The organism is Halorubrum hochsteinianum (assembly GCF_023702125.1).
Classification (GTDB): domain Archaea; phylum Halobacteriota; class Halobacteria; order Halobacteriales; family Haloferacaceae; genus Halorubrum; species Halorubrum hochsteinianum.
Genome location: NZ_CP098415.1, coordinates 1 through 13,310, shown reverse-complemented (window position 1 = coordinate 13,310; position 13,310 = coordinate 1). Strand labels below are relative to the sequence as shown.

General features: G+C 70.9%; 15 protein-coding genes. 8 read left to right on the top strand and 7 right to left on the bottom strand.

All coding sequences use genetic code 11. From position 1 onward, the window contains the following. Positions 1-67 precede the first annotated feature (67 nt). The 5 genes from NAF06_RS00075 to trpG all read left to right on the top strand — a co-directional run bounded on the left by NAF06_RS00075 (position 68) and on the right by trpG (position 4,924). Positions 68-772 (top strand): universal stress protein, encoded by a 705-nt coding sequence (locus NAF06_RS00075; RefSeq protein ID WP_008586278.1) that lies wholly within the window; start codon positions 68-70, stop codon positions 770-772. Between the two features lie 168 nt (positions 773-940). Continuing rightward, a complete protein-coding gene (gene trpD, locus NAF06_RS00070; protein WP_008586280.1) occupies positions 941-1,990 on the top strand; it encodes an anthranilate phosphoribosyltransferase in 1,050 nt (349 codons plus the stop codon). After that, entirely contained in the window at positions 1,990-2,634 is a 645-nt protein-coding gene (locus NAF06_RS00065) for a phosphoribosylanthranilate isomerase (RefSeq protein ID WP_008586282.1), read from the top strand. Before trpD ends, NAF06_RS00065 begins: the two co-directional genes overlap by 1 nt. Continuing rightward, a complete protein-coding gene (gene trpE, locus NAF06_RS00060; protein WP_008586286.1) occupies positions 2,631-4,334 on the top strand; it encodes an anthranilate synthase component I in 1,704 nt (567 codons plus the stop codon). Before NAF06_RS00065 ends, trpE begins: the two co-directional genes overlap by 4 nt. After that, complete coding sequence (gene trpG / locus NAF06_RS00055) at positions 4,331-4,924, top strand: anthranilate synthase component II (protein ID WP_008586288.1); 594 nt, start codon at positions 4,331-4,333, stop codon at positions 4,922-4,924. The genes trpE and trpG overlap by 4 nt, the downstream gene beginning before the upstream one ends. A 12-nt stretch (positions 4,925-4,936) precedes the next feature. Here trpG and NAF06_RS00050 read toward each other — a convergent pair whose 3' ends face one another. The 5 genes from NAF06_RS00050 to NAF06_RS00030 all read right to left on the bottom strand — a co-directional run bounded on the left by NAF06_RS00050 (position 4,937) and on the right by NAF06_RS00030 (position 8,574). Next, entirely contained in the window at positions 4,937-5,659 is a 723-nt protein-coding gene (locus tag NAF06_RS00050; protein WP_008586290.1) for a MogA/MoaB family molybdenum cofactor biosynthesis protein, read from the bottom strand. Between the two features lie 92 nt (positions 5,660-5,751). Further along, positions 5,752-6,168: a DUF7124 domain-containing protein gene (locus NAF06_RS00045; protein ID WP_008586292.1), complete on the bottom strand. Its 417-nt coding sequence runs from the start codon at positions 6,166-6,168 to the stop codon at positions 5,752-5,754. Positions 6,169-6,265: 97 nt separating this feature from the next. Beyond that, the gene (locus tag NAF06_RS00040; RefSeq protein WP_049908854.1) at positions 6,266-6,481 is read right to left on the bottom strand and encodes a DUF7979 domain-containing protein; all 216 of its coding nucleotides are present in this window, start codon (positions 6,479-6,481) and stop codon (positions 6,266-6,268) included. Between the two features lie 111 nt (positions 6,482-6,592). Then, positions 6,593-7,831: an NAD(P)/FAD-dependent oxidoreductase gene (locus tag NAF06_RS00035; RefSeq protein ID WP_008586296.1), complete on the bottom strand. Its 1,239-nt coding sequence runs from the start codon at positions 7,829-7,831 to the stop codon at positions 6,593-6,595. A 164-nt stretch (positions 7,832-7,995) separates the two neighbouring features. Further along, complete coding sequence (locus tag NAF06_RS00030; RefSeq protein ID WP_008586299.1) at positions 7,996-8,574, bottom strand: DUF1684 domain-containing protein; 579 nt, start codon at positions 8,572-8,574, stop codon at positions 7,996-7,998. Positions 8,575-8,778: 204 nt separating this feature from the next. Between NAF06_RS00030 and NAF06_RS00025 the strand changes: the two genes are divergently transcribed. Then, complete coding sequence (locus tag NAF06_RS00025; protein WP_008586300.1) at positions 8,779-9,375, top strand: DUF6149 family protein; 597 nt, start codon at positions 8,779-8,781, stop codon at positions 9,373-9,375. Positions 9,376-9,480: 105 nt separating this feature from the next. Further along, the gene (locus NAF06_RS00020) at positions 9,481-10,497 is read left to right on the top strand and encodes an AI-2E family transporter (RefSeq protein WP_006628533.1); all 1,017 of its coding nucleotides are present in this window, start codon (positions 9,481-9,483) and stop codon (positions 10,495-10,497) included. A gap of 20 nt (positions 10,498-10,517) precedes the next feature. Here the strand turns inward: NAF06_RS00020 and NAF06_RS00015 are convergent, their stop codons facing one another. Further along, complete coding sequence (locus NAF06_RS00015; protein ID WP_008586302.1) at positions 10,518-11,120, bottom strand: GNAT family N-acetyltransferase; 603 nt, start codon at positions 11,118-11,120, stop codon at positions 10,518-10,520. Between the two features lie 72 nt (positions 11,121-11,192). Here NAF06_RS00015 and NAF06_RS00010 point away from each other — a divergent pair, with 72 nt between their 5' ends. Next, on the top strand, positions 11,193-11,768 hold the full coding sequence (locus NAF06_RS00010) for a class I SAM-dependent methyltransferase (protein ID WP_008586304.1): 576 nt from the start codon (positions 11,193-11,195) through the stop codon (positions 11,766-11,768). 60 nt (positions 11,769-11,828) lie between these two features. Here NAF06_RS00010 and NAF06_RS00005 read toward each other — a convergent pair whose 3' ends face one another. Next, positions 11,829-13,229 carry an ATP-binding protein gene (locus NAF06_RS00005; protein WP_008586306.1) on the bottom strand — a complete coding sequence of 467 codons (1,401 nt, stop codon included), beginning with the start codon at positions 13,227-13,229 and terminating at the stop codon, positions 11,829-11,831. Between the last annotated feature and the right edge of the window lie 81 nt (positions 13,230-13,310).

Here is a 13,310-nt window from a genome sequence, read left to right as displayed (position 1 = left end):
GCCGACGCTCGCCCGGGACGCGCGCGGAACCAACGGGATTTATCTGACGAGCGTCAGACGTTCGCGTATGAACGGGAGCGACGCCGACGGCGGGAGCGCCCGGAAGGGCGGAACCCCGAACGGCGGTGCTCGCGGCGGATCGAGCGACTCGACGGCGAGCGGCGGGTCCGCCGCTGCCGCCGATCCGCTCGCGGTCGGCGACTCAGTGATCGGACCCGCGGTCGACGACGCGAGCGACGTCCCGGCCGCGGCCGACGTGACGCTGAACGGCGCGGAGCGGGCGGAGCGGCCCGACCGCGTCTCCTCGGTCCTCGTCGCCGTCGGTCCCGGGCCCCACTCCGGAGCCACCGTCGACGCCGCGAGAAAGATCGCGGCCGCGACGGGCGCGTGGCTCGAACTGTTTCACGTCGTCCCCTCCGACGCGGCGCTCGCCGACGCCGGCCCGAGCGACGACGCGACCGGAACCGCCGTCGCCCCGGACGACGCGAGCGACACCGACTACGCCGCGGCCGGCGAGCGACTCCTCGACGCGGCCGAGTCGCGCCTCGGCGGCTTCGACCGCGCCGACCGGTGGCTCGTCGAGGACCGGACCGCGGCGGGCGCGATCGTCGAGCAGTCCCCCTACTACGACCTGGTCGTCGTCGGCGCGCCCACGACCGGGACGGTCGGCCGGTTCGTCTTCGGCTCCACGACCGACACGGTCGTCGGCGACGCCGAGGTCCCGGTCGTCGTCGTCGAGGCCGACGGGTCGACCGCGCTCGACGCTGAGTAGCGGCGCGACGGCGCTTTCCGGCAGTTCACGCGTTCGGTCTCCCCGCTCGATCGCGCTCGCTTCTCCCCCGCTCCCCGCCCCGTGACATCTGTTCCCGCGTCGACGACAGCGTTAAATTGGTGTACATACTTGTACATCACAACGCGGAATACTACATCGGTGGACACAATGAATCTCAACGACACGGTCGAGCGCGTGACGGACGGGGCGGATCTGACTGTCGAGGAGGCGCGCGAGGCCGCGCGGCTCGTCTTCGAGGACGCCACGGAGGCGCAGATCGGCGCGCTGCTCGCCGCGCTCCGCACGAAGGGCGAGACCGAGGCGGAGATCGCCGGGTTCGCGCAGGGGATGCGGGACGCCGCCCGAACGATCGAGCCGGACCGAGAGCCGCTCGTCGACACCTGCGGGACCGGCGGCGACGACTACGACACGATCAACGTGTCGACGACCGCCGCGATCGTCGCGGCGGGCGCGGGCGTGCCGATCGCCAAACACGGCAATTACTCGGTCTCCTCCTCCTCCGGGAGCGCCGACGTGCTGGAGGTCGCGGGGGCCGACGTCGAGGCCGAGCCCCCGGCCGTCGAGGCGGCGATCGAGTCGGACGGGATCGGGTTCATGCTCGCGCCCGTGTTCCACCCGGCGATGAAGGCCGTCATCGGCCCGCGAAAGGAACTGGGGATACGAACGATCTTCAACGTCCTCGGGCCGCTCACCAACCCCGCCGGGGCCGACGCGCAGGTGCTCGGCGTGTACGACCCGGACCTCGTGCCGGTGATCGCGCGGTCGCTCGCGCACATGCCGGTCGAGCGCGCGCTGGTCGTCCACGGCGCGGGGATGGACGAGATCGGGATCCACGACGACACGGTCGCCGCCGAGGTCGACGGCGAGGAGGTCACCGAGTTCACGATCGCGCCGGAGGACCTCGGACTCGACCGCGCGCCCATCGAGGCGGTCGCGGGCGGGACTCCCGAGGAGAACGCCGACGACCTGCGCGGGATCGTCGACGGCTCCGTCACGGGACCGAAGCGGGACCTGATCTTGGCGAACGCGGGCGCGGCCATCTACGTCGCCGGCGAGGCCGAGTCGCTCGCGGCGGGGGTCGAGCGCGCCGCCGAGGCGATCGACTCCGGCGCGGCCGGCGAGAAGTTCGCGGCGCTGTGCGGCGACGGCGAACCGGTCGAGGGGGGATCCGGCGTGACCGCGGAGGACGACGACTGATGGCGCGGGTGAAGATCTGCGGGATAACCAACGAGGCAGACCTCCGCGCCGCGGTCGAGGCCGGGGCGGACGCGGTCGGCGTGATAACGGAGACCCCGGTCGACTCGCCGCGCGAGGTCGACCCGGCGACGGCCGCCGAGCTGCTCGCCGACGTCCCGGCGTTCGTCACGGCGACGCTCGTGACGATGCCCGAATCGGCCGAGCGCGCGGTCGAGCTGGCCCGGACGGTCGCGCCGGACGCGATCCAGCTCCACGGCGAGTGGACCGTCGACGAACTGCGGTACGTCCGCGCCGAGACGGAGCGAAAGGTGCTGCTCACGGTCGACGCCGACGACCCGGCCCGCGCGGAGGAGTTCGACGGCGCGGTCGACGCGCTGGTGGTCGACTCCACCGACGACTCGGGCGCGGGCGGCACGGGCGAGACGCACGACTGGCGCGCGACCGGCGAGCTCGCCGCCCGGCTCACCACGCCCGTCGTGCTGGCGGGCGGCCTCACGGCCGACACGGTCGCGGAGGCGGTGCGCGTCGCCGACCCCTTCGCGGTCGACGTCGCCTCGGGCGTCGAGATAGAGGGGGGTCGGAAGGACCACAACGCGGTGGCCCGCTTCGTCGCCAACGCGGGCCGGGAGATGGAGCTGGCATGAGCGACCCCGACGCGGATCCCGACGGTTCCGCCCCCTCGCTGGACCGCTCGAAGGCCGAGTTCGTCGACCTCGCCGCGGACGCCGAGAAGCCGGTCGTGGTCCGCGCCTCGGTCTCGATCGACGCCGACGTGACGCCGCTCGCGGCGTACGCGACCCTCGTCGGCGACGGCCCGTACGGGTTCCTCTTGGAGTCCGGCGAGAAGGTCGCCTCCAGCGACCCCGACGGCGCGTTCACTTCCGGCGGGAAAGCGGACCGACACGCCCGCTACTCGTTCGTCGGCTACGACCCGGAGGCGGTCGTCTCGGTCCACCCGGACCGCACGGAGGTGACGGAACTCGGTCCGGCCGCCGAGTTCGTCGGCGACCCGGACGCCGGGGACGACGCGGCGTCGGCACCGGGCCTCGGTCCCGACGCCGGCGACGCGGTCGACCGGATCCGGGCCGCCTTCCCGGACGTGAGCCTGCGCGGGTTCCCCGACACCGACCGCCAGATCCTCTCGGGCGGCTTCGTCGGGTTCCTCGCGTACGAGGCCGTCTACGACATCTGGCTGGAGGAGGTGGGCGTCGACCGCCCGGAGACCGAGTTCCCGGACGCGGAGTTCGCCCTGACCACCCGGACCGTCGTCTTCGACGAGAAGGAGGACAGCGCCGAACTCGTGTTCACGCCGGTGATCGGCGTCGACGACGACCCGGCGGCGGTGTACGACGACCTAGTCGACGAGGCCGAGCGCGTCGCGACCGAACTGCGCGAGGCCGCGTCACCGGACCCGGACGGCGTCCGGGTGCGCGAGGAGACCGCGGACCCCCGCGAGGAGTACGAGGAGGCCGTCCGGACCGCGAAGCGGCACGTCCTCGACGGCGAGATCTATCAGGGCGTGATCTCGCGGAGCCGCGAACTGCGCGGCGAGGCGGACCCGCTCGGGCTGTACGCGGCGCTCCGCGACGTGAACCCCTCGCCGTACATGTACGTCCTGCGCCACGACGACCGGACCGTCGTCGGTGCCAGCCCGGAGACGCTCGTGTCGGTGAAGGGCGACCGGATCGTCTCGAACCCCATCGCGGGGACCTGTCCGCGCGGGACGAGCCCCGTCGAGGACCGCCGGCTCGCGGGCGAGATGCTCGCCGACGGCAAGGAGCGCGCCGAGCACACGATGCTCGTCGACCTCGCGCGCAACGACGTGCGGCGGGTCTCCGAGCCGGGGTCGGTCCGCGTCGAGGAGTTCATGAACGTCCTGAAATACAGCCACGTCCAGCACATCGAGTCGACCGTCACGGGGACGCTCGCGGGCGACGCCGACGCGTTCGACGCGACGCGCGCGACGTTCCCCGCGGGGACGCTCACCGGCGCGCCGAAGGTGCGGGCGATGGAGATCATCGACGACCTCGAAACCGCCCCGCGGGAGGCGTACGGCGGCGGCGTCGGCTACTACGCGTGGACCGGCGACGCCGACTTCGCGATCGTGATCCGGACCGCGACGCTCGACGAGTCGGGCGAGGAGTCGGTCGTCGGCGTGCGGGCCGGTGCCGGGCTCGTCGCCGACTCCGACCCGGCCGCCGAGTACGAGGAGACCGAACAGAAGATGGACGGCGTGTTGACCGCGATCGACCGGATCCGCGAGGACGCGGGCGACACCGCCAGCGACACCACCGACGGCGACGCGGCCGACCCGCTCGCCACCGGCCCGGAGGGCGAGCGATGAGGGTCGTCGTCGTCGACAACTTCGACTCGTTCACCTACAACCTCGTGGAGTACGTCTCCGACCAGCGGATCGACGGCGAGCCGGTGGGCGTCGAGGTGTTCAAAAACACCGCGTCGCTCGACGCGATCGAGGCGGCCGACCCCGACGCGGTGATCATCAGCCCGGGACCAGGCCACCCGAAGAACGACCGCGACGTGGGCGTGACGATGCCGGTGCTGCGCGACCTCTCGCCCCGGGTCCCGACGCTCGGCGTCTGTCTCGGGCTGGAGGCCGCGGTCCACGAGTACGGCGGGACCGTCGGCCACGCCCCCGAGCCGGTCCACGGGAAGGCGTTCGCCGTCGACCACGACGGCGAGGGCGTGTTCCGCGGGTTAGATCAGGGGTTCCGCGCCGGCCGCTACCACTCGCTGGCGGCGACCGAGGTCCCCGACGCGTTCGCGGTCTCGGCCACGACCGACCACGACGGCGAGCCGATCGTGATGGGGATCCGCCACCGCGAGCACCCGATCGAGGCAGTCCAGTTCCACCCGGAGAGCGTCCTGACCGGCTCCGGCCACGACCTCATCCGGAACTTCCTCACCGGGGTCTGACGGGCGGACGCGTCAGGCGGCGTCGCCGGTCTCGTCCGCTTCCGCTTTCCCCTCTCCAGCCTCCCTCTCTCCCTCGGCTTCCACTTCTTCCTCGCCGGGTTCGTCGACCCCTCGACCGGCGAGGCCGACGAGGTGGCCGATCTCGGGCAGGATCACCTCGTCGACGCCGAGTCGGGCCGCGTTCTCGGAGCCGGGGAGACAGAACACCGGAGTCGTGGTGACGACCCCGGCGGTCGCGCGCGACCCGATCGTCCGCGTCCCGATCTCCTCGTGAGAGAGCCGGCGGAACAGCTCGCCGAACCCGGGGAGCCGCTTCGCGAACAGCCCGCGGACCGCCTCCGGCGTCACGTCGTCGGGCGTGACGCCCGTGCCGCCGGTGGTGACCACCGCGTCCGTGTCCTTGCGTCGGGCCAGCCTGTCGACCGTCCCCTGGACGCTGTCGTAGTCGTCCGGTATCAGCTCGCGGACGGCGACCTCGTGGCCCGCCTCCTCGAAGGCGGCCGCGACGTAGTCGCCCGCCGGGTCCTCGTCCGCGCTCCGCGACGACGACACGGTGACGACCGCCACCGCGACGGAGTCGACGTCGTGGTGGTGGTGGTCGTGACCGTCGCCGTGGTCGCCGTGGTCGTGACCGTCGCCGTGGTCGCCGTGGTCGCCGTGGTCGTGGCCGTCGCTGTGGTCGTTCCCCTGTCCGTCGTCGCCGCCGTGGTCGTGCTGCTCGCCGCGGTCAGTCATGACTCCGCGTTCGTCGCCCTCCGCAAAACACCTCCCGGTCGCCGGCGCGGCGTCCGGGCCCCGAACCCCTCACGCGACCGCGCCGCCGCCGCTCAGGGCCAGTCGTCGCGGGTCTGCTCCTCGGCCGCCTCGTCCTCGGGTTCGCCGGTCGTGAGCGTCCAGCCGGCCGCCTCGGCGGCGTCCTCGACGTGGAGGAACTCCCAGCCGGTCGCCTCGGCGACGGCCTCATCCTCCTCGTCGACGCCGACGAAGACGTGCCGGTCCGTGTCGAACTGGCCGCTGATGTTCTCCAAGCTCTCCTCGACGCCGCGCGGCCCGGAGAAGAAGTCCTGTCGCACGCGGTGTTTCCGCGTGAAGTTCGTGACGACGTAGGTGGGCTTCTCGCTGACGACGCCGACGTACTCGGTCCACTGTCGGGCGTTGCTGAACACCGCGTTGGGGTCCGCGAGCGCCTTCAGCGCTTCCAGCTCGAACGCCAGCGTCATGTCGGTGGATCCGCCGCTGTCCATGCCTTCCAGTTTCTCCCCGGCGGCGAAAACAACTTCGCTTCCGCGCGGACGACCGGCCGGCTCCTCCCGGAATCCGAACGCTCGCCGGCACCCGCGCTCACCGCGAGCGGACGAGGTAGTAGTCCGTGAACTTCACCACGTCGCCGTCCTCCAGATTGCTCGTCTCGGGGGCTGTCCGCGGCTCCCCGGCGAGCTCGGCGACGAGCTGTTTCTCGTCGTCGCTCAGCTCGTCGAAGTGCCGGACGCGCGCGTCGGACGGCATGCGGCCGGTGCGTCGCAGTCGGAGCCGTCGGTTCGACTCGCGAATTGACATGTGGTAACGTATGTCATCATCGATCATAAATGTTTCGTTGCGCTGTAATTATGACGGTCAGTCCGTGAGCGAGGAGAAAACGGCGGTCCTACCGCGCTCCCGCGGCGGTCGTTACTGCTCGGCCGAGGCCGGAAGGTCGTCGACGGCGAAGCCGGGTTCCATGAGGAGGTCCGTGTGGTCGCTGACGTCGCGGCCCTCGCGCATCAGCTGTTTGAACGCGGACTGCGGCGAGAGGTCGCCGATGAGCACGCCGCCGACCACCTTGCCGTCCTTCAGCGCGACGCGCCGCCACTCGCCGTCGGCGGTGGTCGCCTCCACCGAGTCGTCGCCGAGCGTCGGGTGACCAAAGGAGAGGAACGGGAAGTCGAAGTGCGTGATCGAGTACGAGGAGACCCACTTGAACTCCTCGCTGCCGTAGTCGATCATGTTGCGCGCGGCGACGGTCCCCTGCTCTTTGGCCGACCCCCACGAGCCGTTCTTCGCCCGCTCGCCGAGGATGAGGTCGTTGAACGTGGTGATGTCGCCCGCGGCGTACACGTTGTCGACGTTGGTCCGCATGAACTCGTCGACGACGATGCCGTCGTCCGTCTCCAGCGGCGTGTCCTCGACCAGTTCGGTGTTGAAATTCAGCCCGATGGCGACGCCCGCGAAGTCGCACTCGTAGCGCTCGCCGTTCGGGTCGACCGCGGCCTCGACGTGGCCGTCGTCGTTGACCTCGAAGCGGTCGACGCCCGAGCCGAAGACGGGCTCGACGCCGCGCTCGCGCATCGCCTCGTGCATGATCTCCGCGCCCTCCTCGGAGAGCGCGTAGCGCCACCAGTTGTCGCCGCGCATGAGGTACTTCGCCTCCACGTCCTGCGCGCCGCAGATGGCCGCGAAGTCGATGCCGAGCAGGCCCGCGCCGACGATGACGGCCTTCTCGGCGTCCTCGACGCTCTCTTTGATCCGCCGGGCGTCCTGGAACGTCCAGAAGTGGTGGATCCCGTCGGCGTCGGCGTTCTCGACCGGGAGCTGCTGGGGCGTGCCGCCGATCGCGAGCAGGAGGCTGTCGTACTCGAACGTCTCGCCCTCGTGGGTGTGGACCGCGTCCGCGTCGACGTCGATGTCGACGACGACCGTGTTGAGCCGGAGGTCGACGTCGTGGTCGTCGTACCAGTCCTCCTGGTGGATCGAGATCGGGGCCTCGGGGAGTTTCCCCTTCGCGTACTCCTTGATCAGAATCCGGTTGTAGAGGGACTCACCCTCGTCCGTGAGAACCGTGATATCGGCGTCCGGCGCTTCCTCGCGGAGCGTCTCGGCCGCGGACGCGCCCGCGATACCGTCACCGATGATCACGTACGAATCGCTCATGTCTCGGCGTTCGGATTCGTGCCTAATGTGGGTTGTCATCCGCGTCCGCCCCCGTGCGAACGAGGCGCACGACAGCCGAGAAACGCGTACTGGCACCGCTCTCCCGCCGGACCCGAGTCAGCCGTCGATGACTCCCGCCGGCGGTCAGTCGCCGTCGCCGCCGATCAGTGGTCCGCGCCGGCCGGCTCCCCGGGGAAGTCCCTCTCGCCGGCCCGGATCGGGACGTCGAGCCAGTTCTCGCCCGGCACGAGCGGGCACTCGTAGGCGTGGTTGTACGCGCACGTGGGGTTGTACGCGACGTTGAAGTCCACCACCCACTCGCCGTCGACGCGGTCGCGGTCGGGCTCCAGGTCGAGGTACCGGCCCGCCCCGTACGTCTCGTCGCCGCTGGTCGCGTCGCGGAACGGCACCCAGAGCCGGTCCTCGCCGCCCGCCGGGCGGTACGCCTGAAGCGTCACCGGCTCGCCGTCGACCTCGAAGCGGAACTCGCCCCAGCGGCGGTACGTCTGCTCGCCGTCCGCCGTCGTCTCGACGGTCACCGTCTCCGTCTCGTCGTGCTCGTGGAGCGGAAGTTCGAACCGGTACGCCGGGTCCGGCTCGAAGTAGTCGAGCCCGGGGAACGCGTCGCCGCGCATCGAGACCGGCAGCGGCGACCGCGCCGAGTCGCGGAACTGTTGGATCTTCGCTCGTCGCTGTGCCTCCACCTGCGCCGCCCAGTCGTCGCCGCCCTCGCTCGTTGCCATGTCTACCGCAATATTGTTCGCTGAGCGCAATAACAGTTCCGCGGCGGGGCCGATCGCACACACGATCCCCCGCGCGGACCGAGGCGCGACTCCGCGCACGCAGTCGACACACGAATCCGCCCGCCGCCCGCTCGCGGCGGGAGCGGGTCGGGGGGATCGGTTCCGACGCCACAGATTCAAGAGCGTCCCGTCCCAATCGAGCGTATGAAAATCCGGCAGAACATCCGTCACTGGGCCGCGAAGAAGGCGTTGACCACGCCGGTCGTCGGCGACGTCGCGAACGACAAGCTCGTCGACCTCCACACGAGCATCTTCCTCAACAAGGCGGACGAGCAGCGCCGCGAGGAGCGCCGCGACCACCTCGACAGCTTCTTCGACGCGACGATGGACACGTACGTCGCCGCGCTGGAGGCCGGGTTCCCGGAGGCCGAGGCCCGCGAGATCACCCACGTCCAGGCGAACTTCGACTTCTTCAACCACGGCTGGACGGAGATGATGGAGATCCCGGGCGACGAGCTGGAGACCCACTACCGCCGGTACGAGGGGTTCTTCTCCGACCACGGGATCACGATCGACGACCCGCTGGGCGAGTTCCGCCCGGCCGGGGGCGTCGTCGAGGCACCCGAGACGCCCGCTCGACTCGAGGAACCCGAGTACGAGAACGCGCTGGCCGGCTTCGCGGACGACGTGTACGTCCAGACCGACGAGGGCGAGACGGTCGTCGGCGGCGACACCGACGAGCCGGACGAGGTCGACGCCGCCGCCGCGCCCGGACTCGACGAGGACGAGGCGAGCGCCTGACCCGGCCGACTGCCGGCCGTTTCCCTCCTTTCTCGGCGCTCACCGTCCGGGACCGATCGAGTCTCTCCCGGTGACGTTTATAACCCGCCGGGGACACGGACGCCCATGAACCGCGGGCAATCGTTCCTCCTGCTCCTCATGGGCGTGGTCGCGCTCCTGACCCTCTTCGTCATCCTTCCGTTCGCCGAGTACGTCATCGCCTCGGCGATACTCGCGTTCGTCCTCTACCCGTTCCACCGGCGGCTCACCCGCCGGCTCCGACGCCGCGTCTCGGAGCGGTTCGGCGAGATGCTCTCGGCGCTGACCCTCATCCTCTCGTCCATCGTCGCCGTCATCCTCCCGTTCGCGTACATCTCGTGGGTGTTCGTCCGCGACCTCACGGCCATCGCCGCCGGCGACACCGCCATCGACGTGGCGGCGATCGAAGCGGAGATCGCCGCGCTGACGGGACAGAACCCGGAGATCGGCGACATCCTCCAGACGATCGGACAGCAGCTCGTCCAGACGCTGTTCGGCGGCTTCAGCGGCGTCCTCACGACGGCGATCCGCGCCTCGGTCGGACTGTCGCTCGCGCTCTTTTTGGTGTACTACACGCTCATCGACGGCCCGGCGTTCGTCAAGTGGATCCGCGCGACGAGCCCGCTGCCGTCGGCGGTCACCGCCGACCTCGTCGACCGCGTCAACGTGATGACCCGGGGCGTCGTCATCGGACACATCGTCGTCGCGCTGCTTCAGGCGCTGGTCGCCGGGCTCGGCCTGTGGGTCGCCGGGATCCCGAACGTGGTGTTCTGGACGTTCGTGATGGCCGTGCTGGCGCTGCTCCCGCTCATCGGTGCGTTCTTCGTCTGGGGACCGGCGGCCGCGTACCTCGTGGTCGTCGACCAGGTGACGGCCGGCGTGTTCCTCGCGGTGTACGGCGTCGCGGTGATCGCGATGGTCGACAACTACGCCCGCCCGCTCGTCATCGACCAGCAGGCGCATCTCAACCCCGCGATCATCCTGCTCGGCGTGTTCGGGGGCATCTACTCGGTCGGGTTCACCGGGCTGTTCGTCGGTCCCATCGTGATCGGCGTCCTCGCCGCGACGCTGGAGACGTTCCGCGAGGACTACGACGCGATCTAAGGGCCGACGCCCCGCGAGCGTCAGCCCGGCGGCCCGCGCTCCGCTCGCTCGGCGACGAACCGGCGCTCGGCGCGGCTCAGTTCGCCGTCGGTCTCGCGGAACGCAGTCATTCCCTCGCGGTACCGCTCGGGGTCCGCGCGGGCGGGCGTCGCGGCAGGGCGTTCGAGTTCCAACTCCGCCAGTCCCGTGCGCTCCCCGGTGTACGCGAAGCCGCACTTGTGGCACGCCTCGTAGGCGAACGGGTTGTTCACGGCGATCTTCACCCGGTCGAAGCCGGCGTCGGCCAGGTCCGCGACGGTCCCGTCGATCAGCCGCGGTCCGATCCCCTCGCCGCGGCGCGCGGCGTGGACGGTGACGTACCGCAGCCGGCAGCAGTCCGGGTCGGTCCGGTCTGGCGAGAAGGAGACGGCCGCGATCACGTCCTCGTCGAACGCGTCGGGGTCGACCGTCTCCGGCAGCGGCTCGTCCGGCGTCCAGTCGGGCGCGGCCGGGCCACCGTCCGGCGTCCGGATCACCGACTTGCCCGGCGCGCCGACGACGAACTTCCCGGCGTACGCGAACGCCCGGTAGTCGAGCCGCAGGGTCGCTCCCTCGCCCGGTCGACACACGAGCGCGTACTCCATGCGGCGTCGTACGGGTGCGATCCCCTAAACGGGGTCGGTGGCTCTTTGTCCGTCGCGGGAGTTCACCCGTCCATGTACGGACTCGGCGACGTGGGGTTCTTCGACCACGCGGCCCCGCTGTACGACCTCGCGATGCCGCCCGCGGACGGCGCGGCGCTGGCCGCCGGCCTCGATCACGCGACGCGCCCGATAGAACGCCTGCTCGACGTCGGCGGGGGATCGGGGCGCGCGGCGGCCGCGCTGACCGGCCCGGAGATCACGGTCGTCGACGCGTCGGTCGAGATGCTCTCGCGCGGCCGCCGCGCCCGCGGCCTTGCGGGGCTCGCCGCCGACGCGGGGCGACTGCCGTTCCGGGACGCGAGCGCCGACGCGGTGACGGTCGTCGACGCGTTCCACCACCTCCCGGACCACGACGCCGCGCTCGCGGAGGCGGCCCGCGTCCTCGCGCCCGGCGGCGCGCTCGTCGTCCGCGAGTTCGATCCGGACCACCCGCTGGGGCGGCTCCTCGTCGCCGGCGAACACGCCATCGGCATGGACTCGCGGTTCCTGACCCCGGACGACCTCGCCGCCGCGATGGACGACGTCGACCTCGATCCGCGGATCGTCGACCGCGGCTTCGGCTACACGGTCGTCGGCGTTCGGCGCTGACCCACGCTCTCTGGAGAGCGAGGGCGGTTGAGAAGATCCACGCGTCAGTCCGAGCGCTCGTCAGCGCGGCTGCGTTTTCTGCTGATCGCCGTGGTCGTGGTCGTGATCGTGCTCGCCGTGATCGTGGGCGTCGTTCGACCCCGTCTCGCCGAGCACCTCCGCGCCCTCCCCGTCGATCATGTCCATGTTCTTGAGGTTGTCGCGCTCCTCGAAGTCCTCGACGGCCTCCATCACGTCGTCCTGTGTGATCGTCATCCGGTCTTCGGTGAGCGCGCCGAGGACGGCCTCCCGGAGCACCATCCGGAGGTCGGAGCCGGTGAGGCCGCTGGTCCGGTCGGCGACCTCCTCGGGGTCGAAGTCGGCGATCTTCATCTCCTTGGTCACCACGCGGAGGATGTCCGCGCGCATGTCGCGGTCCGGCTTGGGGAAGTTGACGATCTCGTCGAAGCGCCGCCACGCGGCCGCGTCGAGCTGGTCCGGGTGGTTCGTCGCGCCGATGAGGAGCACCTCGTCGCGGACCAAGGACACCTCGTCGATCGACTTCAGCAGGGTGTTGACCGCGCGCTTGAGGGCGGCGTGTTCGTCCGAGCGGCGGGTCTTCGCCACCGAGTCGAACTCGTCGATGAAGAGGATACACGGCGAGAGCCGCTTGGCGACCTCGAAGCTCTTCTCGACGTTCTTCGACGTCTCGCCGAGGTACTGGCTCGTGATCATCGAGAGCTTCACTTCGACGAACGGGAGCCCGAGCTCGTGGGCGAGCGCGCGAGAGACGGTCGTCTTCCCGGTTCCCGGCGGGCCGACGAACAGCAGCTTCCCGATCTCGCGGAGGCCGATCTCCGCGAGGTACTCGCGGTGTTCGATCGCCTTGACGATCTTCTGGATCTCGCCCTCCTGATCGCCGGTCAGGACGAGGTCGGCCAGCGTCGTCTCGATCTCCTCCGGCGCGCGGACGTTGACGAGATCGAGCATCTCCGCGTCCTCGTCCTCGTCGAAGTACTCGCCGAGGAGCGCGTCGATCCAGACGCGGTCGGCCTGGATCGGCCGCACGTCGGCCCGAGCCTCCTCGTGGCCCACCGGCGCGTCGAGGTCCTCGGCGGCCTCCAGCGCGGCGACGATCGTCGGGTTCCCGGCGATCCGGTCGTCGTCCGCGCGGTCGCGGTACCACTCCAGCCCCATCTTCGGCTGCGTCAGCGAGATCTCGCCGGAGAACTCCGTGCGTTGGGTGAAGAGGAGGTCTGAGACCGCCTCCCACGGTCGGTCGACCCCCGTCGCGGTGCGGGTGGTCTCGTCGGTCGCCTTCAGCGGCCGCTCCACGCCGCCGGGGGCGTCCTCTGCGGCGTCGGCCGACCAGAACACCTGCCGGAAGCGGGGCGGCAGGTCGTTCTCGTCGAGGTCGCGGTCCTGCGTGTAGAAGTGCGTCGTCAACACGAACTCGACGACGTCGAGCGCCGGGTTACTCATCCGCGCGAAGTAGCGCCGGGACGCGGTTAAGAGCGTCGAAGCGCCGTCGGTTCGGCGGCGTGAGAGCGAGCCGCGCGCGGG

What these genes read in the sequence shown, in the direction of transcription:
- NAF06_RS00015 (WP_008586302.1), bottom strand. Translation starts at nt 11,120, where the DNA reads ATGGAGTACGCGCTCGTGTGTCGACCGGGCGAGGGAGCGACCCTGCGG.
- NAF06_RS00005 (WP_008586306.1), bottom strand. Translation starts at nt 13,229, where the DNA reads ATGAGTAACCCGGCGCTCGACGTCGTCGAGTTCGTGTTGACGACGCAC.
- NAF06_RS00065 (WP_008586282.1), top strand. Translation starts at nt 1,990, where the DNA reads ATGGCGCGGGTGAAGATCTGCGGGATAACCAACGAGGCAGACCTCCGC.
- NAF06_RS00010 (WP_008586304.1), top strand. Translation starts at nt 11,193, where the DNA reads ATGTACGGACTCGGCGACGTGGGGTTCTTCGACCACGCGGCCCCGCTG.
- NAF06_RS00035 (WP_008586296.1), bottom strand. Translation starts at nt 7,831, where the DNA reads ATGAGCGATTCGTACGTGATCATCGGTGACGGTATCGCGGGCGCGTCC.
- NAF06_RS00030 (WP_008586299.1), bottom strand. Translation starts at nt 8,574, where the DNA reads ATGGCAACGAGCGAGGGCGGCGACGACTGGGCGGCGCAGGTGGAGGCA.
- trpE (WP_008586286.1), top strand. Translation starts at nt 2,631, where the DNA reads ATGAGCGACCCCGACGCGGATCCCGACGGTTCCGCCCCCTCGCTGGAC.
- NAF06_RS00020 (WP_006628533.1), top strand. Translation starts at nt 9,481, where the DNA reads ATGAACCGCGGGCAATCGTTCCTCCTGCTCCTCATGGGCGTGGTCGCG.
- NAF06_RS00075 (WP_008586278.1), top strand. Translation starts at nt 68, where the DNA reads ATGAACGGGAGCGACGCCGACGGCGGGAGCGCCCGGAAGGGCGGAACC.
- trpG (WP_008586288.1), top strand. Translation starts at nt 4,331, where the DNA reads ATGAGGGTCGTCGTCGTCGACAACTTCGACTCGTTCACCTACAACCTC.
- NAF06_RS00045 (WP_008586292.1), bottom strand. Translation starts at nt 6,168, where the DNA reads ATGGACAGCGGCGGATCCACCGACATGACGCTGGCGTTCGAGCTGGAA.
- NAF06_RS00040 (WP_049908854.1), bottom strand. Translation starts at nt 6,481, where the DNA reads ATGTCAATTCGCGAGTCGAACCGACGGCTCCGACTGCGACGCACCGGC.
- trpD (WP_008586280.1), top strand. Translation starts at nt 941, where the DNA reads ATGAATCTCAACGACACGGTCGAGCGCGTGACGGACGGGGCGGATCTG.
- NAF06_RS00050 (WP_008586290.1), bottom strand. Translation starts at nt 5,659, where the DNA reads ATGACTGACCGCGGCGAGCAGCACGACCACGGCGGCGACGACGGACAG.
- NAF06_RS00025 (WP_008586300.1), top strand. Translation starts at nt 8,779, where the DNA reads ATGAAAATCCGGCAGAACATCCGTCACTGGGCCGCGAAGAAGGCGTTG.